Below are 26460 nucleotides of genomic sequence, written 5' to 3' on the forward strand. Positions count from 1 at the left end.
GCCGCTGGAATGAGGCGCCCCTCGCGGTCCCAGCGCTGCAGGGTCTTGACCGAAACACCCAGCCGCTTCGCCGCCTTGCCTGTACTCATGGTGTTCTCCATAAGTCAAGAGTACACTACCGCGCATTTTTTGCAAGACTAGAGTCTAGCCCCAGCTTGGAGCGGAGTGCCAGAGTCATCCTGGCGTCACAGTGGCAGGTTAGAATAAAAATGCCCCTGATCGGGCGTTCTTCCATTTGTTCCGGACCCTGCCGTGACCGCCTGTCAGACCATAGACCGTATTCTTGCCCGCGGCGATCTGCATGCCTTGTTTCAACCAGTGGCCGACCTTCAGGAAGGGCGGATCATGGGCTATGAGGGCTTGATTCGTGGTCCTTCCGACAGTCCGCTGCATGCGCCGCAGAAACTGCTGGCCGAGGCGGTACGGGCCGGTTGCCTGTTTGAGCTGGATCTGCTCTGCCGCCGCGTAATTCTGGCCCGATTTGCCGAGCTGGGCCTTCAAGGACGTCTTTTCCTGAACGTCAATCCGGATGTGCTGGCGGATCGCAATGCGGTACATGGCATGACATTGCAGATCCTCCAGGAGCACGGCATCGCCGCCGAGCAGGTGGTAATTGAACTCACCGAGCAGCAACCCATCCATGACTACGGCATCATGCGCGAGGCAGTACATCATTACCGGGACATGGGCTTTGCCATCGCCCTGGACGACCTGGGGGCAGGCTATAGCAGTTTGCGCCACTGGTCGGAGCTGCAACCGGACTATGTGAAGATTGACATGCACTTTGTGCAGAATGTGCATAACGATCCGGTCAAGCGCCATTTCCTGCACTCCATTCGGGAAATTGCCCATAGCCTGGGTACGCATCTGATTGCCGAAGGCATTGAGACCGAGGCCGAGTACGATGCCGTTCGAAGTCTGGAGATTCCCTATGGGCAGGGGTATCACTTTGCCAGACCGGCCGCCAGTCCGCCCCGAGAGCTGAATGGCCTTGTCCGGCAACAGCGGGCTGATGTAACCCGGTTGCGACATCGGTCCGAGACCGTGGCGGTGCTGATCCGGACCAATCCCACCCTGACTCCGGAACAGTCGCTGGGTAGCACGGTCGCTCGCTTCCAGGTCGATCCTGCCCTGCATTCTCTGCCGGTTATCCATGAAGATCGTCCCGTGGGCATCATCCGGCGCCAGGACATCCTGGCTCTTTATGCTCAACGATTTACCCGGGAACTGCACGATCGCAGTCCCATCCGGTTTTTCATGAAGCGCGATCCATTAGTGGTGGATCAGGGGCAGCCCCTGGAACGGTTGAGTGAAACCATCACAGCCGGTGAAGCCATCCACGACGAATTCATCATCACTGATGGAGAGGGGAGGTACTTGGGGGTCGGGCGCTTGCTGGATTTGCTGCGCCGGATCACGGCCTTGCAGGTGCGTTATGCCCGTTATGCCAACCCGTTGACCCAGTTACCTGGCAGTGTACCCGTCAACGAGCATGTGGATCGGTTGATCGAGTTGGATGCGTGCTTCGTGGTGGCCTACTGTGATCTGGATAATTTCAAGCCTTTCAATGATTTTTACGGCTATGCCCGGGGAGATCAGGTGATCTGTGCGCTGGGAGAGATACTGCGGGGGATCCTGGAAGTGGGCGAGGATTTTCTGGGGCACATCGGCGGGGATGATTTCATTCTGGTACTTGCCGGTTCCGACTGGCATCGCCAGTGCCGGAGTGTGCTGGATTGTTTTGACGTCGCGGTCAGCGGGTTTTACGACGAACGGGAACGACGTGCCGGTGGCATTTGGTCTCTGGATCGTCAGGGGCAGGAACGCTTTTTCCCTCCGCTGAGCCTGTCCATTGGCGTGGTGCGGGTACAGCCCGGCAGTTTCCGCTCCCATCTGGAAATTTCTCAGCGTGCCTCGGAGGTCAAGTGCCGGGCCAAGGCGGAAGCAGGCAATAGTCTGTTTGTGGACAGACGCATGGCATGGGACGATTCCATGATCCATTGCCCTACGTCTGTTGCAGGCTGAGCCAGGTGGTCATGGCCTGGGCGTCTACAGGGCGGCTGAACAGGTAACCCTGACCGATATGACAGCCGTGTTCCAGCAGGAAAGCCTGTTGAATCGGTGTTTCTACCCCTTCGGCAATGACACCCAACCCCAAATTATTTGCCAGACCAATAATGGCCCGAACAATGGCGGCATCCTGGGGATGGCCTGCCGGATCGTCCGCCAGATCCCGCACAAAGGATTGATCAATTTTCAGGGTCTGTACCGGTAGGCGCTTGAGATAGTTGAGGGAAGAATAGGCGGTGCCAAAGTCATCAATGGAAATGCCAAAACCAAGCTGATGCAATGTGGTCAGGGTCTGGCTGGTCTGTTCTATCGAACTCATGGCGGCGCTTTCGGTGATTTCAAACTCGATCATCCGGCTTTCCACGCCGGTATCCTTCAAAATGGCCATGATGCGTTCCACCAGATCCGCCTGCCGAAACTCCTGAGCCGACAGGTTCACTGCCACCGGTGGTACCAGATGGCCTGCCGCTTGCCAGGCCTGAATCTGCAAACAGGCCAGCCGCAAGACCTGGGCACCCAGTTCCACAATAAACCCGGTGTCTTCCGCCAACGGGATAAAACGACCGGGCATCACCATGCCCCAGTCTGGATGCTGCCAGCGCACCAGAGCCTCCATGCTCAGCATCCGTCCCGTCTTCAAGTCCACTCTGGGTTGGTAATGTAGCAGGAACTGACCCTGAATCAGCCCGCGACGCATGGCCTGTTCCAGTTGCATCCGTTCGTGAATCTGCTCGTCCAGGTCCCGGGTATAGAAATGATAGCTCCGTGGCCCCTGGGCCTTGGCCCTGGACAGGGCGACATCTGCGTAGCGAATCAGCTCGTCGGCCTGTTCACTGTCGTCGGGGTACAGGGCCAGTCCAATGCTGAATCCGGATACCAGGGTGGCTTGTTCCAGCACAATGGGGCGGGTGAAGGTGTCCATGAGTTTTTCCACGACCGGCATCACATCCTGGGGGGAATGGAGCTGGGTGAGGATGAGGACAAATTCGTCACCGCCAAACCGGGCCACCGTGTCTCCTTCCCGCAACAGTACCTTCAGGCGTCGGGCCGCCTCTTGCAATAATTGATCCCCCTGTTCATGGCCCAGGGAATCGTTGACTGTCCTGAAATCATCCAGATCCATGAAAGCCACCGCCAGGCAGGACTGATCCCGGCGCGCCTGGGCCAGAGCCTGATTGAGACGATCCATCATCAAATAACGATTGGGTAGCCGGGTGAGCGGGTCATGTACGGCCAAAAAATCCAGTTGATCCGTGAGCCGCTTGCGGTCGGTAATGTCCAGATGGGAACCCACCATGTGCAGGGGATGCCCCTCGTCATCGGTAATAATGGAGGCCTGGGCCAGAATCCAGCGATAGCTCCCGTCGGTATGACGCATACGAAATTCGGACAGATAACGGCCCTTGGGCTGCTTGAGGTAACGGTGAACCTGACGCAGGGCCATGTCCCGGTCATCGGGATGCAGCAGATCCTGCCAGGTGTCCAGGCAGGCCTTCACAGGGACGTTCTCCAGGCCAAGTATGGCCTTCCATTGGGGCGAGTAATAAATATCGTCAGTACGCAGGTTCCAGTCGAACAGACCGATACGGCCTCCCTCTATGGCTTCCTGCAGGCGCAACTGATCTCGTAATTTTTCCTTGCGTTCGGTGACATCCCGTAAATACACCGCAAACACTTCCCACCCTTCCATGCGCATGGGTACCGCCCGCAGGTCTGCAGACAGGACACCCCGGGTGGCGTGGGTGATTTCGATTTCGGTAGGTTCTTCCGGGGTGACCACGAAGCCGAACATCTCGCCCACCAGCCGGGAGGTGGTGCAGCCGAACAGGTGCGCGGCCGCCAGATTGGCGTATTGGATGATGCCGTGATGGTTGATCAGTAAAACCGCATCCGAGGCCTCTTCTACGATTTGTTCAAAATGCTGGGGTTTGAGTCGGCTCATCTTTGCGCCTGACTGGGGGGCGGTGTTTCAAGACCGTTTACGGTATTGGGTGTGGTGGTCGGTCTGGGGAATGTTCACTGGGTTAACAGCGAAAATGGTGTCTATTCATAGTCATACCCGCAATGATCCCATAAAAACCATTAAGCTGCATATTGTTTTTGTGACTCAATACTGCCGCTCATGCCTGCATGAGGATATGTTGGCGCTGAAGGTGGAGCATCCCCAAGGAAACCTCGCCTGATCCCTGGAAATGGGGGAGATGGTCTGTGCCCCTGAGAAAAATCCGTTAGAATCATCGGTCGGTCATGCTTCACTACGCCACCGCGACCGATCGCCGATACACCACCCCCGCCATCCGATCCATCATCCAGTATCTGCCAGATGACCTCAAATAATTCCAGTCTCGTCCGCAGTCGCAAGCGTCAGGGCAGTATTTTCCATGCCATCAAGCAAAGCCGCTCCTTGTTCATGGTGCAGTTACCCAGGCTTGGCCTGCAGGGATTGACCCAGATTATCGACACGGATCTCGACGAGGAAGAGTTGTGGCTGGATATCCCCAATGATCAGGATTTACTCAATCAGTTGATTGAAGGGACACGTCTGGTGGTGCGCGGCACCCTGCAAGGGGTGCCGATACGTTTTGAAACCCGTTTCATCCGCCGTGAGCCACATGGCGGTGAGGATGCCCTGGTATGCCAGTGGCCCGATGAACTGGACTATCAGCAGCGACGCAATGCCTTTCGGGTATCCATCCCCCGCAGCATGGCGGCCCATGTCCGATGGGTCAGGGAGCGGGAGGATGGGGCATCGGAACCAGAGCAGGAACAAAACCAGGAACCGGATCTGGTGCATGAAAGCCGCCTTGCAGACCTGTCCATTCAGGGGTTGGGGATGGAATCCGAGATCTGTAGCCAGGACTGTCCCCAGGTGGGAGATCGGGTGTGTATCACCCAGTTGTCCGTCAGCGGTCAGCAGTGGTCGGATATTCAGGCCGAAGTCCGTAGTATCAAGCCGATGGAAGGGGATGAATCCCTGGTCCGGCTGGGGATGAAGTTTCTGGAACTGAGCCCTGGCGCAGACCGTTCCCTCAATCGCCTGCTGATGGAGATGCAGTACGAGGCAGCCCGGCGGCGGTAGTCTGGGTTCCCCGCAAGGCGGTCAATGCTTCCAGCCGGTGCCTATCGGCGAATATGGCTTCCAGCCCCTGCGCTATCACATAGATCAGCGATCAGGCACTGTTCACAGCGAGGGGCACGGGCGGTACAGGTATAGCGCCCATGTAAAATCATCCAGTGATGGGCATCCCGTTTGAACTCCTCTGGCACCACTTTGAGCAGATGTTTTTCCACTGCCAGCGGCGTTTTGCCCGGCGCGATACCGGTACGGTTGGCTACCCGGAAGATATGGGTATCCACGGCGATGGTCGGCTCGCCAAAGGCGGTATTGAGCACGACATTGGCGGTTTTGCGGCCTACCCCCGGCAAGGCTTCCAGGGCGTTCCGGTCCTGGGGAACCTCACCTTGCCATTGGTCCACCAGAATACGGCAGGTTTCGATGATGTTCCGGGCTTTGGTGTTGTACAGGCCAATGGTGCGGATATATGCCTTGAGCTGATCCAGCCCCAATTCCAGTATGGCCTGGGGGGTGTTGGCCACGGGAAACAGCAGGGCCGTGGCCTTGTTGACCTCTCTGTCGGTGGATTGGGCCGAAAGCATCACGGCAATCAGCAGTTCAAAGGGGGTACGGTAGTTCAGTTCCGTGGTGGGGTGAGGATTGGCCGCCCGCCAGCGGGTGAAGATTTCCCGGTGTGTGTTGTGGTCCATCGGTTGCCGCTCCTCTTCAGGCACCGGCTTCCCCAAGGGCTTCGGCACGGCGGGCGGCGGCCCGCTTCTCCAGCCGATCGTCCACCAGGTTCTTGACAGCCAGCAACAGGCCCAGGGCGATGAAGGCGCCCGGCGGCAGAATGGCCAGCAAAAAGCCTCGATAATCCTCGATCAGGGTCACCGTGAGTCCACGGGCTGCCTCGCCGAACATCAGGTGGGCCTGATCAAACAGGGTGCCCTGGCCGATGGCTTCGCGCATGGCTCCCAGGGCCACCAGCACCAGAGTGAACCCGATGCCCATGATCAGTCCGTCCACGAAGGCTTTGGGGAGGGTGTGCTTGGAAGCAAAGGCTTCGGCCCGGCCAATGATGGCGCAGTTGGTGACGATCAGCGGGATAAAAATGCCCAGCACCAGATACAGTTCGTGGAAGTAGGCATTCATGGCCAGTTCGATGGCAGTGACTACCGAGGCGATGATGAGCACATAGATGGGAATACGGATTTCTGGTCGTACCCAATGCCGGATGAAGGAAACGGTGACGTTGGAGACAATCAGGGTCAAGGTGGTGGCCAGCCCCAGCCCGAGGGCATTGACCACCGTGCCGGAGATGGCCAGCAGGGGGCACAGGCCCAGTAATTGCACCAAAGCTGCGTTGTTATACCAGAGGCCATCGGCAACGATCTTGCCGTAGGGGGTGTCATTCATCAGCATGCGCCTCTTCGTCCGTGGGATCGACGGGTATCGGCGTAAATACCTGTTCCCGATGGGTATCAAAATAGATCAGGGTGTCCCGGACCGCCCGCACCACCGCCCGGGGGGTGATGGTGGCCCCGGTGAACTGGTCGAAGATGCCACCATCCCGTTGCACCGCCCAGCGCTCCATCGGCGGATCGTCCAATGCCAGGTTGTCAAAGCCCAGGATCCAGTCGGAACGGCTGGCCTCGATATCATCACCCAGACCTGGGGTTTCCCGATGACTGATTACCCGCACCCCGGCCACCTGCCCATTCTCCCGCACCCCCACCAGCAGGTGAATATCACCGGAATAGCCGCCGCGGGCGATCACAGTAAATACTGCGGCTACGGGTTCGTCATTCCGTCGCGCCCGATAAACCAGATGCTGGCCGCCACCGAGCAGGGCATGGCTCAGTACCGTGGTGTCGTTGATGATGTCGTTGTCGTATTCACCGTCGGGCAGGATCTCATGCAGGCGGGCTAAAGTGGCTGCTTCCCGGTTGGCTTCGATGCGCTCTGCCGTGCCCATGTGGACTAGGGCCACCAGTCCGGCCCCCACCAGTCCGAAGGCGGCCAGCAGGGCCGTGGAGAGATAGATTTCCCGCAACACGTCCTAGCCCTCCTTGCCGGCGCTGGTCTTGCCGAAGACCCGGGGCTGGGTGTAATGGTCGATCAGCGGCACCATCATGTTCATGAGCAGGACTGAAAAAGCCAGTCCTTCGGCATATCCCCCCCAGGTTCGGATCACAAACACCAGCGCCCCGACTCCGGCACCGAAGATCAGGCGGCCTTTGGGGGTGGTGCTGGCGGACACCGGATCGGTGGCAATGAAAAAAGCCCCGAGAATGGCAGCACCACTGAAGATATGGAACAGGGGGGAAGCGTAGACCTCCGGATTGATCAGCCAGAACAGGCCGGAAAGCAGGGTGAGGGTGCCCAGCATGGCCACCGGAATCTGCCAGCCGATGACCCGGCGCTTGAGCAGCCACAAGCCACCCAGTAAAAACCACAGGCTGATCCACTCCCAACCAACGCCCCCCAGATAGCCAAAGAAGGGGGAGGTCTGGATCTGGCTGATGGGCTGTTCCAGTCCCACGCCGGTCTGAATCCGGTCCAGGGGCGTGGCAGCAGTGATCATGTCCCAGGTCAGTCCTTCCGGGAGGGTACCGGTAAAGATGGCGGCAAAGGTCTGGGGCAGGCTCAGGTTCAATTCGGCAATGACGGAAGGACTCAGCCACAGGGTCATTTCCCGAGGGAAGGAGATGAGCACCACCACATAGCCCACCATGGCTGGATTGAAGGGGTTGTATCCCAGCCCGCCGTAGAGGTGCTTGGCCATGATCATGGCAAACCCGACCCCCACCAAGGTCACCCACCAGGGGGTCAGAGGCGGTACGGCCAGGGCAAACAGCCAGCCGGCCAGCACTGCACTCAGGTCGGTGATGTGGGGCGTCAGGGGACGACCCCGCAACAGCAGCATCAGGGCCTCGCAGGCCAGGGCCACGGTGACGGCCAGGGAAACATTGATCAGCACCCCCCAGCCAAAATACCAGGTCATGGCCGCAGTGCCGGGAATAAGGGCCAGCAGTACCTGTCCCATGACCCGGTTGACACTGCGGGCGGGCGCCATGTGCGGCGAACTGAAGGTCTTGAAGCGCATCAGCGATTTTCGTTGTTGTTTTCACCGGCCTGCTCGGCCTTGCGGGCCTGGGCCCGGGCCAGAGCGGCACGGATCACCGCCTGTTTGGGATCTTCCCCGGTATGGGCGGTGGTGGCAGTGGTGGCGGTTTGCTGGGTGGTGGCCTGCTTGCGTTTCATGCGCTCTGCCTTTTCCCGCTCTTCTCGCTGCAGACGTTCCCGGCGCAGTTCGTGGCGCTGCTTGGCCGCCTCGGCCTGTCGCCGCTCCCGTTCCTGGGACCAGATTTCGTTCTTGGCAAAGCGGTAATACTGCACCAGCGGGATATTACTGGGGCAGACATGGGCGCAGCAGCCACATTCGATACAGTCAAACAGGCTGTATTCCTGGGCTTTTTCAAAATCCCGGGCGCGGCTGAACCAGTACAACTGCTGAGGCAGCAGGCTGGCGGGACAGGTCTTGACGCATTCTCCGCAGCGGATGCAGGGCATCACCGGGCCGGGGCGTTCCACATCGGCAGCCCGGGCGGCGATGATACAGTTGCCGCCCTTGATGATGGGGACCGCGTCGCTGGCCAGGGCAAACCCCATCATGGGCCCCCCCATGATCAGTCGCTCCACGTCGTCGGTATAGCCCCCGGCCAGGGCGATCAGGTCCGCCACCGGGGTGCCCAGATAGACCTGGAGGTTACGGGGGCGATGGACACCACTGCCGGTGACCGTCACCAGGCGGGAGATCAGGGGTTCCCCCAGGACCACCGCCCGGTAGATGGCGGCCAGGGTGCCCACGTTGTGGCAGACCACCCCCACATCGGCGGGTAACCCCTCGCTGGGCACTTCCCGGCCAGTGAGTACGCGCACGAGCTGGCGTTCACCACCGGTGGGGTAGATGCTGGGGATGGAGACGATGCGGATGTTGTCCTGTGCTTCGCTGCCCAGGGCTTCGGTCATGGCCCGGATGGCCTCGGGCTTGTTGTCCTCGATCCCGATCAGGCAGCGTTCGGGTTTCAGGGCGCGGCGTACCAGATGCATGCCGGCGATGACCGCCTCCGCCTGGGTCCGCATGAGCATGTCGTCGCAGGTGATGTAGGGTTCGCACTCGGCGCCGTTGATCACCAGGGTATCGATTTTCTGGTGAGGGCGGGGGTTGAGTTTCACTGCTGCGGGAAAGGCCGCTCCCCCCATGCCCACGATACCGGCATCCCGCACCCGGTTGCGCAGCTTGACCGGATCGATGTTGCGATAGTCTTCGATGGGGGGCATCCGGCTGTCGCCCCAGTCATCTTCGCCATCCACCTCGATGACAATGCAGGGCGCAGACAGGCCGGAGGGGTGAGGCACCGGCTGATCGCCAACCAAAGCAATGCGGCCCGAGGTGGGTGCGTGCAGGTGGGCGCCCACATAGGTATCCGAACGGGCGATGATCTGTCCTTTCTTGACCCGCTCGCCACGCTTGACCACGGGGGTGGCCGCTTCACCGATATGCTGCCGCAACGGCAGGATCAGCTGCCGGGGCAGGGGCGCAGCAGCCACCGGTTCGGTGGTGCTTTCCGCCTTGTGTTCGGGCAACTGGACGCCGCCGTGAAACTGCCAGAGTTTATGGGGAGTTGCGGTCATGGCATATAGGGTCAACGGGCGTATCCGGCACCGGAGTCCGTGGCAGCGGGTCGGGCCAGATCCACCAGACAGAGGCGGTTGGCGGCAGTATCCATGGGAAAGGGCCATTTCCAGGTGGTCAGGTCCTGGGCGATAGGCACCATCTGGATGCAGTCCACCGGGCAGGGCATCAGGCAGAGTTCGCAGCCGGTACACTGGGCCTCGATCACGGTGTGCAACTGCTTGGCAGCACCGACGATGGCATCCACCGGGCAGGCCTGCACACAGAGGGTGCAGCCGATACACTGATTTTCGTCGATACGGGCCAGGGTTTTTTCCCGCACCTGACCCTCCACATTTTTGGTATCCCGTCCCAGCAGGTCAGACAGGGCCGTCAGCAGGCCGCTGCCTCCCGGTGGACACAGGTTGATATCCGCCTTGCCCTCGGCGATGGCCGCCGCATAGGGCCGGCAGCCGGCAAAGCCGCATTGACCACATTGGGTCTGGGGCAACATGTTGTCGATGGTTTCCACCACCGGATCACTTTCCACCCGAAAGCGAATGGCGGAATAGCCCAAAATCATGCCAAACAGGGCGGACAGGGCACTGATGACGAGCACGGCGGCAAGCATGGCTGGCGATCCCTCCTGACGCAGGGTTTAGGGCATTTGGGTCAGGGGGCCAGCCCCAGAAAACCCATGAATGCCAGTGACATGAGGCCCGCGGTAACCAGGGCGATGGCACTGCCGCGGAACGGAGCCGGCACATCCGCGGCGGCAACCCGCTCGCGCATGGCGGCAAACAGGATCATCACCAGGGAGAAGCCGGCGGCGGCCCCCAGGCCGTACATCACCGATTCCAGAAAGCCGTGGCTTTCCTGTACGTTGAGCAGGGCCACCCCCAGCACGGCGCAGTTGGTGGTGATCAAAGGCAGAAAGATGCCCAGTACGTTATAAAGCAGCGGGCTGGTCTTGTGTACCACCATTTCGGTGAACTGCACCACAGCGGCAATCACCAGGATGAAGGCGATGGTGCGCAGATATTCCAGGCCAAAAGGCGCCAGCAAATAGACGTTGACCAGGTAGCTGCAGACCGACGACAGGGTCAGCACGAAGGTGGTGGCCAGGCTCATGCCGATGGCCGTCTCCACTTTTTTGGACACGCCCATAAAGGGGCACAGGCCCAGGAACTTCACCAGGACAAAGTTGTTGACCAGGACAGTGCTGACCAGGATCAGTAGATACTCAGACATGAGGTTCCCGCTCTGAGGATGGAGTATCCGCTACCCGGTGCGAGGTCTGCAACCGGGAAGATGGTGGGGAATAGACGCAAAGGTCATGGCATCAGGCGGATCTGGTAAAAATCCGTGACCACCGGATGGGGGCCTGTGTCATCCACCTCGCCATGACGTTGCACCAGGGTGGTGTGCAGGCCGGCGTTGGCGGCGGCATCCAGTTCCCGGCCATCATCGCATAAAAACAGGATGTCATCGGGGGCATGTCCGATACGCTCGGCCAGGAGCTTATAGGCCGCCACATGGGTTTTGCCGCCGATACGGGTGTCGAAATTGTCGCTGAACAATGGCCGCAGATCACCGGCTTCACTATGGGCCAGAAAGCTTTCCTGTGCCCGTACCGAGCCGGAGGAAAAGATGTGCAGGCTGATGCCCTGGGCATGCCATTGACGCAGGCAGGCCACGGCATCGGGATAAATATGGCCCTGAAAATCTCCTCGGCGGTAGCCTTCTTCCCAGATCAGGCCCTGCAGGGCCTTGAGGGGAGTGATTTTCTGGTCCGCCGCCATCCAGGCCACCATGCGTTGAATCAGGGCCGTATCATCCAGGCCGCCACCGGCATAGGCCCGGATATCCGCCAGCAGACGTTTGATTTCCGGCACCTGGCTGTGGGTACGGACAAAGTCTGGCAAGTGTTGCACCGCATGGGGGAGGAGCACCTGCTGGGTGAAGGCCACCCCGGACAGGGTGCCTTCGATGTCGGTGATGATGGCCCGGATCATGGCCTGGATATCCGTTGCTCGATGACGGTCATGGGTCGAATCTACGTCGTTGCAGCTCACAGTCGAGAAGAAATTCGAAGGCTTCCACGTGATGTCGGGCTTCAGTGACATCCCGGCCCCAGGTGTAAAGGCCGTGGCCTTCAATGAGATAACCGGGGGTATCCGGGTGGCGGTTCATGTGGTCATCCACCTGGGCTGCCAACTGGGGGATGTTCCCATCGTTGGGAAAAATGGGCAGGGTAACCGAATCGTGGTGGGTGGTGCATCCCGGCAGGGCCTTGAGCACATCATCACCCGCCAGGGTCAGTCCAGCCTCGACCACCACCCGGGACAGCACCATGGCTGGCACGGAATGGGTATGTATCACTGCGCCAATATCAGCAGAGCGACGGTAAAGGATAATGTGCAGGAAGGTTTCAGCAGCAGGCTGCTTGCCGGTGGACAGGACATGGCCATCCAGGTCCACCAGCATCAGATCATTCTGGTCCAGGTCGCCCTTATGGTGGCCGGATGCGGTGATCACCATGTGGTGATCATCCAGGCGTGCCGAGAGGCTGCCGGAGGTGGCCGGCATCCAGCCCCGCCCATGGAAGAGACTTCCAGCGGAGATGAGTTGGGCGGCACGTGCCTCCAGGTGCTCGTGTGTCTCTTCCATACCTGCCTGATCGAAGGAAAAACAGCCGGCTAATGTACGCGACCCATGGAGCCGCGTCCATCCCGCCTTCACATCTGATGAGGTGTTCCCTCGGGAATATCCATGTCCCGGCACAGGGCTTCCAGGTTTTCCGGGTGCGGATTCTGGGCAGCACGGGTGATATGGTCGTGGGTGAGATGAGGCGCCAGCAGGGTGACAAAGTCGTACATGTAGCTTCGTAGCCAGGCGCCGCGACGAAAACCGATACGGGTGATGTTTTCCGACAGGCCAGGCTCTGTGTCCAGGGCCACCAGATCGTCGTCATGGCCTTTTTCCAGGGCAATACGGGCGATGATGCCCACGCCCATGCCATGACGCACATAGGTCTTGATCACATCGGCGTCTGCCGCCGTGAGCACCACATCCGGGGTCAGGCCGGCCCGGCGAAAATCCGCATCCAGTTTGGTGCGACCGCTAAAGCCGTCCAGATAGGTGACGATGGGATAGTCCGCCAGCCGCTCCAGAGGAATGGCTCGGGTTCCGGCCAGTTCGTGCTGTCGGGGCACCACCACGCAATGGGACCAGCGGTAGGCCGGCAGCATCACCGTCTGGCCTCCGGTGGGGATGGGTTCGGTACCGACGATGAAATCCACCTCATCATGGGCCAGCATGTCGCTGATCTGGCGGGGTGTTCCTTGATGGATCTGTACCCGCACCCTGGGGAATTGATGCCGGAAGGCATCCACGATGGGGGGCAAGATATAGCGGGCCTGGGCGTGGGTGGTGGCAATACGCAGGTCGCCACCCCGTTCATCCCGGGCCTCTTCGGCGGCGGCGCGGATATTCTCCACTTCCCGGAGAATCACCTCACTGTATTCCAGCACCCGGCGCCCCACTGCGGTCATGCCCGACAGATGCTTGCCGTTACGCTGAAACAGGGGAACCCCCAGTTCATCCTCCAGTAGGCGGATCTGCTTGCTGATACCCGGCTGGGAAGTGGCCAGCCGGTCTGCGGCCTCGGAGATATTGAGGTTGTAGCGTGCAATGGCCTGCAGATAGCGGAGTTGCTGGAGTTTCATCGAAAAAATTCCCTATCAGGCCGTCGAACACCAGGATGGTGGGGTGTCAACGAACGTGGTCTGATTTTTTGTCAATTATACATATATGGTCCATTGTTATTCATGGGGCACCGGAGGGCCATTCGCGCCGACGGGTTCAATGCTCCGGCAGGGGTAACCCATCAAACAGGGCCGTGACATCCTCCTGGCGCTGTGCCTTGAGGGCTGCATCAATGATCTCTTCCCCGGCATGGGGAGCAAGCAGATTGATAAAGTGGCCCATGAACTGCCGCAGATACACCCCCTTGCGAAATCCTACCCCGGTGACATTCTCCGTGAACAGGGTTCTGGCATCCAGATAGCTCAAATCCTTGTCCTGATCTGGCTCATAGGCCATGTGGGCAATGATGCCGACCCCCAGCCCCAGTCGAACATAGGTTTTGATCACGTCTGAATCTGCCGCACTGAGGACGATTTCCGGGGTCAGTCCTGCATGGGCAAAATCCTGTTCCAGTCGCCCCCGGCCTGAAAAACCGTGTACGTAGGTGACGATAGGATATTTCGCCACGGCGTTGAGGGTCAGACGGTCATCCTGGGTGAGGGGATGGGCCTTGTTCACTACCACGCAATGATGCCACCGATAGGCGGGAATCATCAGCAGTTCCTGGTTCAGGGCAATGGCCTCGGTGGCGATGGCCAGGTCCACTTCACCGGTGGCCGCCATCTGGGCAATCTGTGGCGGCGTACCCTGATGGATCAACAGATGCACCCTGGGATAGCGGCGTCGGAACCGGGTAATCAGGGGAGGCAGGAAATAGCGTGCCTGGGTGTGGGTGGTGGCAATGCGCAGGGTACCCGACGCCTCGTCGGTGAAGTCCCGGGCCAGGGACTGAATGTTTTCCACTTCAGTGAGGATATGCTCTGCCCGGGCCAGAATCTGGCGGCCTGCCGGAGTGACATGGGTAAAATGCTTGCCGCTACGGTGGAAAATTTCCAGCCCCAGTTCCTCCTCCAGCAGTTTTACCTGCTTGCTTACCCCTGGCTGGGAGGTGAACAGGCGCTCGGCGGCCACAGTCACATTGAGGTTGTTCTCGACGATGGCTTTTAGATAACGCAGTTGCTGAAGCTTCATGAGCCTTATTTGACCCGCATGCCCGGCTGGGCGCCCGTATCCGGTGACAGGATGAACAGATCCTGGCCACCGGGACCGGCGGCCAGCACCATGCCCTCGGACAGGCCGAATTTCATCTTGCGCGGCGCCAGGTTGGCCACCATCACCGTCAGCCGTCCTTCCAGGTCCGCCGGATCATAGGCCGACTTGATGCCGGCGAAGACCTGTCGGGTCTCGCCGCCCAGGTCCAGGGTCAGGCGCAGCAGCTTGTCGGCCCCTTCCACGCGCTCGGCCCGACTGATGCGGACAATGCGCAGATCCACCTTGGCAAAGTCGTCATAGGTGATTTCTTCCCGGATCGGGTCCTGGGTCAGCGGCCCCTGGGGCTGGGTCGGCGTGGGGGCCAGACTTTCTTTTGACGCCTCCAGCAGGGTCTGCACCGCCTGGGGGTCCACTCGGGTCATCAGGGGTTCGTAGGCGTTGATGCGGGTGCCCACCAGGGGCTGTTGCACCGCTGCCCAGGTGAGGGCGGGGATGCCCAGAAACCCTTCCGCTTTCTCCGCCATGGCCGGCAGCACCGGTCGCAGATAGGTGAGAATGGCCCGGAACAGGTTGATGCCCTGGGTGCAGACGGCCTGGACCTGGGCCTGACCGTCTTCCCGCTTGGCCAGCACCCAGGGTTTTTGTTCGTCCACATACTGGTTGGCCACGTCCGCCAGGGCCATGATTTCCCGCATGGCCTGACCGAATTCCCGCCGTTCATAGTGTCTGGCGATTTCCTCGCCGGCCCGCACGTAGCGGTCATACAGATCCGGGTCCGGCAGGCTGTCGGCCAGGCGACCGGCAAAGCCCTTGTGGATGAATCCGGCGCAGCGGGAGGCGATATTCACCGCCTTGCCCACCAGGTCGCTGTTCACCCGGGCGATGAAATCCTCCAGGGACAGGTCGATATCATCCACGCCGGGGCCGAGTTTGGCGGCGAAGTAGTAGCGCAGGTATTCCGGCTGCAGGTGGTCCAGATAGGTGCGGGCCTTGATGAAGGTGCCCCGGGACTTGGACATCTTCTGGCCGTTGACGGTGAGAAAACCATGGCAATGCACCGCCGTGGGGGTACGAAAGCCCGCGCCGCTGAGCATGGCGGGCCAGAACAGGGTATGGAAATAGGCGATGTCCTTGCCGATGAAGTGATGCAGCTCTGCCGTGCTGTCGGCGCGCCACCAGGCATCGAAGTCCAGGCCCTGCTGCTGGCAGTAGTGCTTGAAACTGGCCATGTAGCCGATGGGGGCATCCAGCCAGACGTAGAAATATTTGCCCGGTGCATCCGGAATCTCGAACCCCCAGTAGGGGGCGTCCCGGGAGATGTCCCAGTCGTTCAGGCCCGCCTCGAACCATTCCCGTAGTTTGTTGCGGATTTCCTCCTGCAGGCTGCCGGAGCCAGTCCATTTCCGCAGCATGGCGTGGAAGTCGCCCAGTTTGAAGAAGTAGTGCTCGGACTCTTTTTCCACCGGCGTGGCGCCGGAGATGGCGGAGACCGGGTTTTTCAGGTCCGTGGGGGCGTAGGTGGCGCCGCAGGCCTCGCAGGAGTCTCCGTACTGGTCCGCCGCGCCGCAGCGGGGACATTCCCCCTTGATGAAGCGATCCGGCAGGAACATGTTGGCTTCCGGATCGTAGGCCTGGCGGATGGTGCGTCGGGCGATATGTCCGGCATCCCGCAACCGGGTGTAGATCAGTTCGGCAAAATGGCGATTTTCTTCCGAATGGGTGCTGTGGTAGTGGTCGAAATCCACCAGGAAGCCGGCAAAGTCCTCCCGGTGTTCCTGGCCGATGCGCTCGATCAGCACCTCCGGGGTGATGCCCTCGCTTTGGGCCTTGAGCATGATGGGGGTGCCGTGGGCGTCATCGGCGCAGACGTAGAGACACTGGTGGCCGCGCATCTTCTGGAAACGCACCCAGATGTCGGTCTGGATGTATTCCACCAGATGGCCCAGGTGAATGGGGCCGTTGGCGTAGGGCAGGGCGCTGGTGACCAGGATGTTGCGGGTATCGGATGTCATGATCTTGGCGGGGCAGGGAAAATGATTAAAGGTAGCAGGTTGGACGGGGCGGAGCCAGTTTGTCGACCTTTTTCAGCCTGCCCCTGTAGGGTTTTGATGTTTTTTCGGGTTAGATTGGGCGTCGAACCGTCTGCCGCTTGCAGATGTCAATAAACCCAAGGATCCATCGCCATGACACGCCATTTCATCGCAATCCCCCGACACCTGGCCTGGTTCGGCGCCGTGCTGCTCCTGACCGCCTGCGTCACCATCAACATCTATTTCCCCGCCGCCGCCGCCGAGGATGCGGCCCGCACCATCGTGCGGGACGTGCTGGGGGAGACCGCCCGGCCCGCCGATGAATCCCCGGAAACCAAGCCAACGACACCGGAGGCCCGTCTGGACGGGGCAGGGCAGCGGATCCTGGGGGTGATTCTGGACACGGTCATCCCACCGGCCCAGGCCCAGCAGGCCAATATCAATATCCGCACCGCCACTATCGACAACCTGCGGGCCTCCATGCGCTCGCGTACACCGGCGCTGCAGCCCCACTTTGCCTCCGGGGCCATCGGCTTCACCCGGGACGGCATGGTGACCATTCGTGATCTCAATGCGGTGCCCCTGCGGGACCGGGCCACGGTACAGCGCCTGGTGACGGAGGAAAATGCCGACCGCAACGCCCTGTACCGGGAAATTGCCCGGGCCAATGACCGTCCCGAGTGGGAGTCGGACATCCGCGCCACCTTCGCTCGGGTCTGGGTGCAGGAAGCGCCTCGGGGGTACTGGTATCAGGACGAGCGGGGGCAATGGCGGCAAAAATAGCCTGTCAAACGGTATAGGTGCCATCAGCCGGAGTGCGTCATGTCAGATCCCCGTCACCGTTCATCCCCATCCCGCCCACGCCGCTTTCTGGTCACCCTGGTGGCCTGTCTGGTGTTGTGGTGGGTGTTGACCGGGGGCGATCCGGGGGGCTGGATCATCGGCGTCCCGGTGGCCTTGCTGGCCGCCGTCTCGGTGCTTGTCCTGCCGCCGGGGCGGCGCTACCGGCTGTCTCTGGGAGGGCTGTTGATATTTATGGGGTTTTTTCTGTGGCAGTCTTTTGTCGGCGGGCTGGATGTCTCCCGTCGGGCTTTGTCGCCACGGATGCCCCTGACTCCGGGTTTCATCGATTACCCGGTCCGGTTACCGCCAGGGCCGGCGCTGACCTTTTTCATGAACGTGATCGGCCTGCTGCCGGGTACCTTGAGCGTGGGACTGCATCGCCGCCGTATCCGGCTTCATGTGCTGGATTTGAGGATGCCCCTGCATGCTTCCCTGTCCCGGCTGGAGTACCGGGTGGCCGCCCTTTTTGGTCTACGACTGGAGGCTTCGTGAGATGGCTGTGTTCTGGTTCTCCTGTGCCCTGTTCCTGCTGTTCACCGTCGCCGTGGGTATGGTGCGGGTGTTGTCCGGCCCCACCCCTGGGGACCGGATGCTGGCGGCCCAGCTCTTTGGTACCGCCGGGGTGGCCATTTTGTTGCTGCTGTCCCTGGCCATGGAGCGGCCGGCCCTGGTGGATGTGGCCCTGGTCTTTGCCCTGCTGGCCGCCGTGGCCACGGTGGCCTTTGTCAGACAGCGGGGATTGCCTCGGCAGGAGGAGGAGCGGCTATGATGGAACTGGTCATGAACGGAGCCAGCATGGGCCTGGTGCTCATGGGGCTTGTGTTCTTTGCTGCCGGCAGCATCGGCATGCTGCGGTTTCCGGATGTCTATACCCGGCTCCACGCCCTGACCAAGGCCGACAACCTGGGGCTGGGACTGGTGGTTGCCGGCGTGGCCCTGCAGGCCGAGGGTGTGCCGGAGGTGTTCAAGCTGATCCTGATCTGGGGGCTGGTGCTGGCGGGCGGCGCGGCCGGCTGTCATCTGGTGGCCCAGCGGGCCTGCCGGCGGGAATCCCATCGGTTGTGACGGCCTGCCATGTCTGAAGCAATCACCTTCTGGTTACTGACCGGCTTTGATGTCCTGCTGGTCCTGACCCTGCTGGGGGTGGCCTGGCGCCTGCTGGCGGGTCGGGATCTGTTCCGGTCCGTGGTGCTGTTCATTGCTTTTGGTCTGTTGCTGTCCCTGGCCTGGGTGCGTCTGTCCGCTCCCGATGTGGCCCTGGCGGAGGCTGCCATTGGCGCCGGTGTGACCGGGGCCCTGTTGCTGGTGGCCCTGGGACGGTTGCGCCGTCTGGAAACCCGGGCTTTCAGGAGAGGAAAGAGAGGAAAAAAACCATGACCCGCCATCGCGCCGCGGCGACCCTGATGCCCTTGATGAGCCTGGCCCTGGCCGGGTTGCTTGTGGTGGCCGTGCTGGATCTGCCGCCCCAGTCCGGGCTGGCCGAACCGGTGGCCGGCGCCATGGACCGGGCCGGTGTGGATCATCCGGTCACGGCGGTGCTGCTCAATTTTCGCGCCTATGACACCTTCCTGGAACTGGCGGTGCTGTTACTGGCCGTGCTGGCGGTCTGGTCCCTGGGGCGTCGTGATCCCATTCCGGCCCGACCGGTGCAGGGGCCGGTGCTGCACGGCACCCTGCGGCATCTGATCCCGGTGGCCGTGGTCACCGGGGGCTATCTGGTCTGGGTGGGCAGCAGCGACAGCGGCGGCGCCTTCCAGGGCGGGGCCGTGCTGGGGGCCGCTGGCGTCATGCTGATGCTGTCGCGCCCCCGCGAGTTGCCCATGCTGCCCGCGCCCCTGCAGCGCCTGGGTCTGGCCCTTGGCGTCTGCGTGTTCCTGGCGGTGGGCACCGCGGGTCTGCTGGCCGGTCATGGTTTCATGGGCTATCCCCCCGACTGGGCCTATCCCTTGATTCTGGGCATCGAACTGGTGGCCGCCCTTTCCATCGCCCTGACCCTGGTGCTGCTGTTTTTGGGGGGACGCCATGGCCACTGACCCCGTCAATCTTCAGATCTACCTCGCGTGTGGTGCCCTGCTGTTCGTGATGGGCGTGCATGCCCTGGTGGTGCGTCGTCATCTGCTGCTCAAGATCCTCGCCATCAATATCATGGGTTCCGGGATATTCATGGTTCTGCTGGGGGTGGCCGCCGGCGGTGAGGGCGGGGTTGATCCGGTGCCCCATGCCCTGGTCATCACCGGCATTGTAGTGGCTCTCAGTGCCACCGCCGTGGCCCTGGTGTTGATGCTCCGGGTGAAGGCGGCCACCGGCCTGGCCCGATTGCCCCGGTCCGGGCCGGAGGACTGACGTGCCGTCGACTGCTTTCATGGCCGATGTGATCCTGGCCCCCTGGCTGGTGATCGTGCCCTTGGTGGGGGCGTTGCTGGCGGGGCTTTGGCCCGCCACGGCCCGGTGGTGGGGGCTGCTGACGGCGCTGGCGACTCTGGTGCTGGCCCTGTTGCTGGCCCTTCAGGTCCATGGACAGGGGCCTGTTGTCCTGGCCCTTGGAGGGTGGTCGCCCCCCCTGGGCATTGCCCTGGTGGCGGACGGTCTGGCCAGCCTGATGGTGCTGATGACCGCCGGGGTGGGGCTGGCCATCAGCCTCTATGCCCTGGGCTATCTGGGGGGAACGGCGCGGGGCCGCTGGTTCTGGATGCTGTGGCTATGGCTGTGGGCGGCCATGAATGCCCTTTACCTGTCCGGTGATGTGTTCAACCTCTACGTCACCTTGGAACTGGTGGTGTTGGCCTCGGTGGCCCTGGTGGCCCTGGCCGGTGGTGCCGCCCCGCTGGCGGCGGCCATGCGCTACCTGCTGGTGAGCCTGCTCGGGTCCATGGCCTACCTGATGGGCGTGGTACTGCTCTATGGGGCTTACGGCACCCTGGATCTGCAGGGTCTGGGTGCCCAGGTGACATTGTCGGCGGCCCCCATGATGGCGGCGGTCCTGATGACCGTGGGTCTGCTGGTCAAGTCGGCCCTGTTCCCCCTGCATGTCTGGCTACCCCCGGCCCACGGCAGCGCCCCGGCGCCGGTGAGCGCGGCTCTGTCCGCCCTGGTGGTCAAGGTGTCGTTCTATCTCATCCTGCGCCTGTGGCTGATGGTGTTCCCCGAACTGACCCTGCCGGGGCTGGATCTGCTGATGGGTGGGTTGGCCGCGGCAGCGGTGCTCTGGGGCGGTGTCATGGCACTGCGGGTCTCCCGGCTCAAGCAGGTGGTGGCCTATTCCACCGTGGCCCAGGTGGGCTACTTGTTCCTGCTGTTCCCCCTGCTCTGGGCGGCGCCGGGGGGGTGGCAGGCCGTGGTTTTCTTCGCGGTCGCCCATGGGGTGGCCAAGGCCGCCGTGTTCCTGGCCGCCGGCACCCTGCAGCAGGCGGCGGGCCATGACCGGCTGGCGGAACTGGGGGCGGTGATGCGCGGACGGCTCAAGACCAGTTTTGCCCTGGGGATCGCCGGGGCCAGCCTGGTGGGATTGCCCCTCACCGGTGGTTTCATTGCCAAGTGGTTGCTGGTGCAGTCCGCCCTGGAGGCCCACCTGTGGGGCTGGGCCGTGGTGGTGCTGGGCGGCGGGCTGCTGGCTGGGGCCTATGTGTTCCGTCTGCTGGGGCCGGCCTTTGAGCCAGGCCCCGGCGACCGGGGGCGGCCCCTGCCCGCGATCATGGAATGGGTGCCCCTGTCCCTGGCGTTGCTGACCATCGCCCTGGGGTTTGCCGGCACGCCGGCCCTGGCCCTGCTGGCCCGGACCCTGGTCGGGGGAGGGGGTTGAGATGGATATGGGCGCTCATGTCCTGCTGTTGATCCTGCTCAGTTCCCTGCTGCCGGGGGTGGCCATCTTCTTCCTGCGGGAGGAGCAGTTTGTCCTGCGCACGGCCCTCAACCTGGGTGGCGCCCTGCTCAAGTTCCTGCTGATCATCGGTCTGCTGGTGGGCGTGTACCGGGACGGCAAGACCTACAGCCTGAGCGTGAACCTGTTGCCGGGGATCGACCTGGTACTGGCGGCGGATGCCCTGTCCCTGCTGTTTGCCACCCTCTCGGCGGTGCTCTGGCTGGTCACCACCATCTATGCCATCGGCTATCTGGAGGATTCCCCCAACCGGAGCCGCTTCTTTGGTTTCTTCAGCCTGTGCGTGAGCGCCACGGTGGGGATCGCCTTCTCCGGCAACCTCATCACCCTGCTGATCTTCTATGAAATCCTGACCCTGGCCACCTGGCCCCTGGTGGTGCATCGGGGCACGCCGGAATCCTTCCGGGCCGGGCGCATCTATCTGGCCTACACCCTCATCGGCGGCGCGGTGTTGCTGGGGGCGGTGGTCTGGCTGACCCTGCTGGCCGGTTCCGAGCCCTTTGTCGTCGGCGGCTATCTGCAGGATCTGGCCGCCGATCACGGCACGGCCCTGATGGTGATCTTTGCCATGCTCATGGCCGGGTTCGGGGTCAAGGCGGCCCTGCTGCCCCTGCATAGCTGGCTGCCCCGGGCCATGGTGGCCCCGGCGCCGGTGAGTGCCCTGCTGCATGCGGTGGCCGTGGTCAAGGCGGGGGCCTTTGGCATCGTGCGGGTGCTCAATGATGTCTACGGGGTGGAACTGGCGGCGGATCTGGGGGTGGCCCTGCCGCTGTTGTTGCTGGCGGTTCTGACCATCATCTATGGCTCGGTGCGGGCGGTGTTTGCCGATGACCTCAAGCAACGGCTGGCCTTTTCCACCGTCAGCCAGGTGTCCTACATCATCCTCGGCGCGGCCCTGGCCGGCCCCATTGGTGCCGTGGGGGGGCTGGTGCACCTGGTCCATCAGGGGATCATGAAGATCACCCTGTTCTTCTGCGCCGGCAATTTCGCCGAGACCCTGGGCATCCATCGGGTGGACGAGATGCGCGGGGTGGGCCGGCGCATGCCCTGGACCATGACCGCCTTCACCCTGGCGGCCCTGGGGATGATCGGTATTCCCCCGCTGGCCGGTTTCATCAGCAAGTGGTATCTGGGCCTGGGCGCCCTGGAGGCGGACATGGCCTGGGTGACCGGGGTGCTGGTGGTCAGCAGCCTGCTCAATGCCCTGTATTTCCTGCCGCCGATCCTGCGGGGCTGGTTCAGTCGCCGGGAGGGGCCATGGCCCGATGAACGTCATGGGGGGCGATGGCTGGAAACCCACTGGATGCTGTTGCTGCCCACGGTGACCGTCGCCGCCATGGCCCTGGGCATGGGTCTGCTGGCCTCCCTGGCCATCAGCCCCCTGTACTGGGTGACCTTCATCGTGGAATTCGAGTACGGCTACGATCACATCTGGAGCGCCATCTTCGAGTGGGAGACGCCATGACACCGGACACGTGGCTGTTGCTGATCCCCCTGACCCCGGTGCTGCTGCTGGCGGCCCTGGCGTTGCCGGTGGTGGGGCGCCATCTCTGGCGCCTGACCCCGCTGGCGGTGCTGCCGGCCCTGGCGGGTGCGCTGTGGCTGCCGGAAGGGGCATGGGCCTTCTATCCCTGGCTGCTGCTGGGTACGGAACTGGCCCTGGACCCGGTGGGGCGGGGCTTTTTGCTGCTCACTGCCCTGCTGTGGGGCGCGGCGGCCGTTTACGCCCAGGGGTATCTGGGGGCAGGTCCGGCCCGGGTGCGTTTCCACGCCTTTTTCCTGTTGGCCATGGCGGGCAATCTGGGACTGGTGGTGGCGGCGGATGTGGCGTTCTTCTATACCAGTTTCGCCCTCATGAGCCTGGCCGCCATGGGGCTGGTGGTCCATGAGCAGCAATTTGAGTCCTGGCGGGCCGGGTGGGTCTATCTGGGCATGGCCCTGGTGGGGGAGGTGGCCCTGTTCACGGGCCTGATCCTGCTGGTCCATGACGCCGGCGGGCATGGCATGAGCCGGGTCTGGGAACAGCCACCGGGGACGGCGGCCATGATCCTGTTGCTGGGTGGCCTGGGGGTGAAGGCCGGGATGGTGCCCCTGCATCTGTGGCTACCCCTGGCCCACCCGGCGGCACCCATCCCCGCCAGCGCCGTCCTGTCCGGGGCCATGATCAAGGCGGGCCTGTTGGGCTGGATGCGCCTGTTGCCGCCGGGCAGTGTGCCGGAAGCCCTGGGCACGGTCCTGGTGGTGCTGGGTCTGGTGGGGGCCGGTTACGGGGTGCTGGCCGGGGTGTTCCAGTATCGGGTCAAGACCGTGCTGGCCTATTCCAGCATCAGTCAGATGGGCCTGATGACGGCGGGCCTGGGGGTGGCCATGATGCACCCGGCCCTGGCGCCCGCCCTGATCCCGGCCCTGGTGCTCTATGCCTTGCACCACGGCGTCGCCAAGGCCGCCCTGTTCCTGGGGGTGGGCATTGCCCGGCGGGTGGGTCGAATGGCGGCGCTGGCCTGGCTGCTGCTGCCTGGGCTGGCCCTGGCGGGAATGCCCCTGACCAGCGGAGCGGTGGCCAAGACCCTGCTCAAGGCGCCCATGTACGATGCGCCCGTGGATCTGTCCCTGGTGACCCTGGGGCTGTCCACGGCGGCGGCCGGCACCTTCCTGCTGATGTTGCGGTGCTGGGTGCTGGCCACCGGTGGCTTGCGGGAGCCCCGTCCGGTGCCGGTGTCCCTGTGGCTGCCCTGCCTGGTGCTGGTACTGGGCACGGTGGTGCTGCCCTGGGCGCTGGCGCCGGAGGACGCCTTCAAGGCCCTGGCCGTCGAGCCTGCGCTGGCGTTGCTCTGGCCGATGGGGTTGGGCGTGCTGATCGGTGGCATCGCCCTGTTGCTGGCCCGTTTCCCGGGCTGGACCCTGCCCCGACTGATCCCGGAAGGGGATTTGTGGGTGCCCCTGGAGCGGGGCGGTCGTGGGGTATTGGGATGGGTGTCCCGGACCCCCTGGTTCTGGCGCATGCCGGGCGGCGGGTTCACCCTGGCCCTGATCCACGGGCTGCCCCGGCTCTGGGCGGCGTGGTTGGACCGGGTGGCCCGGGGCGAGCGCCTGCTGTTGCGCTGGGAGATCCTGGGGATGCTGTTCATCGGGCTGGTGCTGGCGATGCTGGCGGCGGTGTATCTGGGGGCGGTCATGGCCCCGTCATGAATGGCCGTTAGTCTGTCGGGGCTTTTGACAGTTTCCTGCGTCATGCTCATGCCCCGTTCCTGGTGATCCATGAAAATCACGACACGATTGATGGCCGGCGCTACTGCGCTGACCGGTCTGGCCGTGCTGTTGTCCGCCGTCATCACCAGCCATGTGGCCGACCGCAGTGCCACTCAGGTGATCGAACATGCCATCGGTCAGCAGTTCCAGACGGTGGCAGATGGCCGTCAGGCGCGATTGCTGGACGAGATACAGGGGCTGGAGAATCTGTTGCAGACCCTGGCCCATGGCCGTCTGGTGCAGGATGCGGTCTATGGTTTCATCCGGCCCTTTGCTTCCTACCAAATAGCGCCGCAGTGCTCCGCCTATAGCCGCGCAGCGGCTTAGGGGGTGGTGAAGCGGCGCATGGCGCGTAGCGCCATCACTCCGGTGCTTCCTGCTGTTCGATGTATTGCTTCAGGACCGAGAGCGGCGCACCGCCGACGCTGATGATGCAGTAGCTGCGAGACCAGAACACCGGCTTGTGCCAGTAGTAGCGCCGTATGTGTTCCCTGTACTCCTTGCGGATCAGTCGCGAGGTGACGGTCTTGAGATTATTCACGAACGCAGATGGCGCGGTGCGCGGCGTCAGCTCCAGGAGCAGATGCACATGATCCGGTTCGCCGTTGAACTCCAGAACCTCGCCTTCCCACCTTTTGGTGGTAGCACGGACGATTTCTTCCAGGCGAAAAAGCATTGGTCCCGTGATGCACTTGCGCCGGTACTTGGTGACGATAACCAAATGATACTGGAGCCGATATGTGCAATGGTAGAGCCGTTTTAGCGGTTGCGAGTCCATAATAACCAAGTATACTTTCAGCATGGTCCAGCGCAAGGTCACATATCGGCTTTACCCCACGGCGGCCCAGCTTGCCGCCTTGGAGCACCAACGCTGGGTCCACTGCCTGTTGTGGAACGAGGCGCTGGCCGAACGACGCCAGGCTTGGAGCGAGCGGCAGGAGTCGTTGGGCTTCTCGGCCCAGTGCAAGCGGCTGACCGAGTGGCGCACCCAATCGAAGCTCCTGCGCGATATCAACGCCCAGTCCGAACAGGTCACCCTCAAGCGTCTGGATCTAGCGTTCCAGCACTTCTTTCGCCGTATCAAAAACGGGGAAACGCCCGGTTTTCCCCGCTTCAAGCCGCTGCACCGTTTCAAGGGTTGGGGCTATAAGACCCACGGTGACGGCTGGCGTCTGGTGACCAACGAGCGGATGAAGCACGGGACGCTGAGACTCAGTGGAATCGGCAAGGTTGCCATCCGGGGCAAACCCCGCACCCCAGGCACGCCGAAGACCTGCGAGCTGTTTTGTCGCAACGGGCGCTGGTACGCATCGGTGACGCTGAACTGCGAGCCTGCGCGTCAACGGGGCGACACACTGGGCGGTCTGGATTGGGGGCTGGAAACCTTCGCCACCGTGGCCACGCCAACAGGGACCGAGACCATCGATAACCCGCGCTACCTGGCTGGAATATTGGACGAAATCCGCCGGGTCCAGCGCGATATTTCCCGCAAGGAGGAGGCGGCCAGGAAAGCGTCCGGGAAGACGCGCCGGTTTCCCGTTTCCAACCGTCTCCAGAGGGCATACGAGCATTTGCGTCGCCTCCACCGCAAGGTGGCGAACCAGCGCCACGATTTTCAGCATCAGACGACAGCGCGGCTTGTTGGGCAATTCGCTGTCCTGGGCCTGGAGGCACTGAACATCCGCACCATGACCGCTTCGGGCGGTCAGTACAAAAAGGGCTTGAACCGCAGCATCCTCGATGCCGCTGGCGGGGCCTTCCATCAATTGCTCAGGTATAAAGCGGAAGAGGCTGGGAC

General features: G+C 62.4%; 27 protein-coding genes and 1 pseudogene. 13 read left to right on the forward strand and 15 right to left on the reverse strand.

The window, feature by feature from the left end:
- Positions 1 to 101 (reverse strand): MerR family DNA-binding transcriptional regulator (locus BMX62_RS13425; RefSeq protein ID WP_143339676.1); only part of this gene is annotated, 101 nt, incomplete at its 3' end.
- Positions 102 to 252: 151 nt separating this feature from the next.
- Here BMX62_RS13425 and BMX62_RS11380 point away from each other — a divergent pair.
- Positions 253 to 2025 (forward strand): bifunctional diguanylate cyclase/phosphodiesterase, encoded by a 1773-nt coding sequence (locus BMX62_RS11380; protein ID WP_090209043.1) that lies wholly within the window; start codon positions 253 to 255, stop codon positions 2023 to 2025.
- Here BMX62_RS11380 and BMX62_RS11385 read toward each other — a convergent pair.
- On the reverse strand, positions 2006 to 4012 hold the full coding sequence (locus BMX62_RS11385) for a putative bifunctional diguanylate cyclase/phosphodiesterase (protein ID WP_090209046.1): 2007 nt from the start codon (positions 4010 to 4012) through the stop codon (positions 2006 to 2008). The genes BMX62_RS11380 and BMX62_RS11385 overlap by 20 nt on opposite strands.
- Positions 4013 to 4393: 381 nt before the next feature.
- Here BMX62_RS11385 and BMX62_RS11390 point away from each other — a divergent pair, with 381 nt between their 5' ends.
- Entirely contained in the window at positions 4394 to 5149 is a 756-nt protein-coding gene (locus tag BMX62_RS11390; protein ID WP_090209050.1) for a flagellar brake protein, read from the forward strand.
- Positions 5150 to 5190: 41 nt separating this feature from the next.
- Here BMX62_RS11390 and nth read toward each other — a convergent pair whose 3' ends face one another.
- The 12 genes from nth to metG form a co-directional block, all read right to left on the reverse strand.
- Positions 5191 to 5835, reverse strand: coding sequence for an endonuclease III (gene nth, locus BMX62_RS11395; protein ID WP_090209054.1), 645 nt, complete (start codon positions 5833 to 5835; stop codon positions 5191 to 5193).
- A 16-nt stretch (positions 5836 to 5851) separates the two neighbouring features.
- The gene (locus BMX62_RS11400; protein ID WP_090209118.1) at positions 5852 to 6541 is read right to left on the reverse strand and encodes an electron transport complex subunit E; all 690 of its coding nucleotides are present in this window, start codon (positions 6539 to 6541) and stop codon (positions 5852 to 5854) included.
- The gene (gene rsxG, locus BMX62_RS11405) at positions 6534 to 7181 is read right to left on the reverse strand and encodes an electron transport complex subunit RsxG (protein ID WP_090209057.1); all 648 of its coding nucleotides are present in this window, start codon (positions 7179 to 7181) and stop codon (positions 6534 to 6536) included. The genes BMX62_RS11400 and rsxG overlap by 8 nt, the downstream gene beginning before the upstream one ends.
- A 3-nt stretch (positions 7182 to 7184) precedes the next feature.
- Positions 7185 to 8231 (reverse strand): electron transport complex subunit RsxD, encoded by a 1047-nt coding sequence (gene rsxD / locus BMX62_RS11410; protein WP_090209060.1) that lies wholly within the window; start codon positions 8229 to 8231, stop codon positions 7185 to 7187.
- Entirely contained in the window at positions 8231 to 9823 is a 1593-nt protein-coding gene (rsxC, locus tag BMX62_RS11415; RefSeq protein ID WP_090209121.1) for an electron transport complex subunit RsxC, read from the reverse strand. Before rsxC ends, rsxD begins: the two co-directional genes overlap by 1 nt.
- 11 nt (positions 9824 to 9834) lie before the next feature.
- On the reverse strand, positions 9835 to 10434 hold the full coding sequence (gene rsxB, locus BMX62_RS11420) for an electron transport complex subunit RsxB (protein ID WP_090209062.1): 600 nt from the start codon (positions 10432 to 10434) through the stop codon (positions 9835 to 9837).
- Between the two features lie 41 nt (positions 10435 to 10475).
- On the reverse strand, positions 10476 to 11054 hold the full coding sequence (gene rsxA, locus BMX62_RS11425; RefSeq protein WP_090209065.1) for an electron transport complex subunit RsxA: 579 nt from the start codon (positions 11052 to 11054) through the stop codon (positions 10476 to 10478).
- 83 nt (positions 11055 to 11137) lie between these two features.
- Positions 11138 to 11818 (reverse strand): acireductone synthase, encoded by a 681-nt coding sequence (mtnC, locus tag BMX62_RS11430; protein WP_090209068.1) that lies wholly within the window; start codon positions 11816 to 11818, stop codon positions 11138 to 11140.
- Positions 11819 to 11846: 28 nt separating this feature from the next.
- Entirely contained in the window at positions 11847 to 12473 is a 627-nt protein-coding gene (locus BMX62_RS11435) for a methylthioribulose 1-phosphate dehydratase (protein ID WP_090209072.1), read from the reverse strand.
- A gap of 68 nt (positions 12474 to 12541) precedes the next feature.
- Positions 12542 to 13531, reverse strand: a complete 990-nt coding sequence (locus BMX62_RS11440) for a LysR substrate-binding domain-containing protein (RefSeq protein ID WP_090209073.1) — start codon at positions 13529 to 13531, stop codon at positions 12542 to 12544.
- A gap of 136 nt (positions 13532 to 13667) precedes the next feature.
- Complete coding sequence (gene cysB, locus BMX62_RS11445; RefSeq protein ID WP_090209076.1) at positions 13668 to 14642, reverse strand: HTH-type transcriptional regulator CysB; 975 nt, start codon at positions 14640 to 14642, stop codon at positions 13668 to 13670.
- A 5-nt stretch (positions 14643 to 14647) separates the two neighbouring features.
- A complete protein-coding gene (gene metG, locus BMX62_RS11450) occupies positions 14648 to 16675 on the reverse strand; it encodes a methionine--tRNA ligase (protein WP_090209079.1) in 2028 nt (675 codons plus the stop codon).
- 171 nt (positions 16676 to 16846) lie between these two features.
- Between metG and BMX62_RS11455 the strand changes: the two genes are divergently transcribed.
- The 10 genes and pseudogenes from BMX62_RS11455 (at position 16847) to BMX62_RS11505 (ending at position 24989) form a co-directional block, all read left to right on the forward strand.
- On the forward strand, positions 16847 to 17476 hold the full coding sequence (locus tag BMX62_RS11455; RefSeq protein ID WP_090209082.1) for a YdbL family probable chaperone protein: 630 nt from the start codon (positions 16847 to 16849) through the stop codon (positions 17474 to 17476).
- A gap of 39 nt (positions 17477 to 17515) precedes the next feature.
- The gene (locus tag BMX62_RS11460) at positions 17516 to 18028 is read left to right on the forward strand and encodes a Na+/H+ antiporter subunit E (protein WP_090209084.1); all 513 of its coding nucleotides are present in this window, start codon (positions 17516 to 17518) and stop codon (positions 18026 to 18028) included.
- Between the two features lies 1 nt (position 18029).
- Entirely contained in the window at positions 18030 to 18305 is a 276-nt protein-coding gene (locus BMX62_RS11465; RefSeq protein ID WP_090209087.1) for an MrpF/PhaF family protein, read from the forward strand.
- A 5-nt stretch (positions 18306 to 18310) separates the two neighbouring features.
- Positions 18311 to 18601: a cation:proton antiporter gene (locus BMX62_RS11470; RefSeq protein ID WP_090209123.1), complete on the forward strand. Its 291-nt coding sequence runs from the start codon at positions 18311 to 18313 to the stop codon at positions 18599 to 18601.
- Between the two features lie 21 nt (positions 18602 to 18622).
- Positions 18623 to 19569: pseudogene (locus BMX62_RS11480) on the forward strand (hydrogenase subunit MbhD domain-containing protein).
- Complete coding sequence (locus BMX62_RS11485; RefSeq protein WP_090209097.1) at positions 19559 to 19879, forward strand: NADH-quinone oxidoreductase subunit K; 321 nt, start codon at positions 19559 to 19561, stop codon at positions 19877 to 19879. Before BMX62_RS11480 ends, BMX62_RS11485 begins: the two are co-directional and overlap by 11 nt.
- Before the next feature lies 1 nt (position 19880).
- The gene (locus tag BMX62_RS11490) at positions 19881 to 21335 is read left to right on the forward strand and encodes a complex I subunit 5 family protein (protein ID WP_238375979.1); all 1455 of its coding nucleotides are present in this window, start codon (positions 19881 to 19883) and stop codon (positions 21333 to 21335) included.
- Position 21336: 1 nt separating this feature from the next.
- Positions 21337 to 22878 (forward strand): complex I subunit 5 family protein, encoded by a 1542-nt coding sequence (locus BMX62_RS11495; RefSeq protein WP_090209103.1) that lies wholly within the window; start codon positions 21337 to 21339, stop codon positions 22876 to 22878.
- The gene (locus tag BMX62_RS11500; protein ID WP_090209107.1) at positions 22875 to 24602 is read left to right on the forward strand and encodes a complex I subunit 5 family protein; all 1728 of its coding nucleotides are present in this window, start codon (positions 22875 to 22877) and stop codon (positions 24600 to 24602) included. Before BMX62_RS11495 ends, BMX62_RS11500 begins: the two co-directional genes overlap by 4 nt.
- A 69-nt stretch (positions 24603 to 24671) precedes the next feature.
- Positions 24672 to 24989 (forward strand): hypothetical protein, encoded by a 318-nt coding sequence (locus BMX62_RS11505; RefSeq protein WP_143339769.1) that lies wholly within the window; start codon positions 24672 to 24674, stop codon positions 24987 to 24989.
- A 34-nt stretch (positions 24990 to 25023) separates the two neighbouring features.
- Here BMX62_RS11505 and tnpA read toward each other — a convergent pair whose 3' ends face one another.
- On the reverse strand, positions 25024 to 25464 hold the full coding sequence (tnpA, locus tag BMX62_RS11510) for an IS200/IS605 family transposase (protein WP_338011479.1): 441 nt from the start codon (positions 25462 to 25464) through the stop codon (positions 25024 to 25026).
- On the opposite strand from tnpA, the gene BMX62_RS11515 reads away from it, so the two are divergent.
- Positions 25463 to 26460, forward strand: a 998-nt coding sequence (locus BMX62_RS11515; RefSeq protein ID WP_090209114.1) for an RNA-guided endonuclease InsQ/TnpB family protein, incomplete at its 3' end; no start/stop codon positions are given. The genes tnpA and BMX62_RS11515 overlap by 2 nt on opposite strands.

Origin of the sequence: Ectothiorhodospira magna (assembly GCF_900110965.1) — a bacterium.
Classification (GTDB): domain Bacteria; phylum Pseudomonadota; class Gammaproteobacteria; order Ectothiorhodospirales; family Ectothiorhodospiraceae; genus Ectothiorhodospira; species Ectothiorhodospira magna.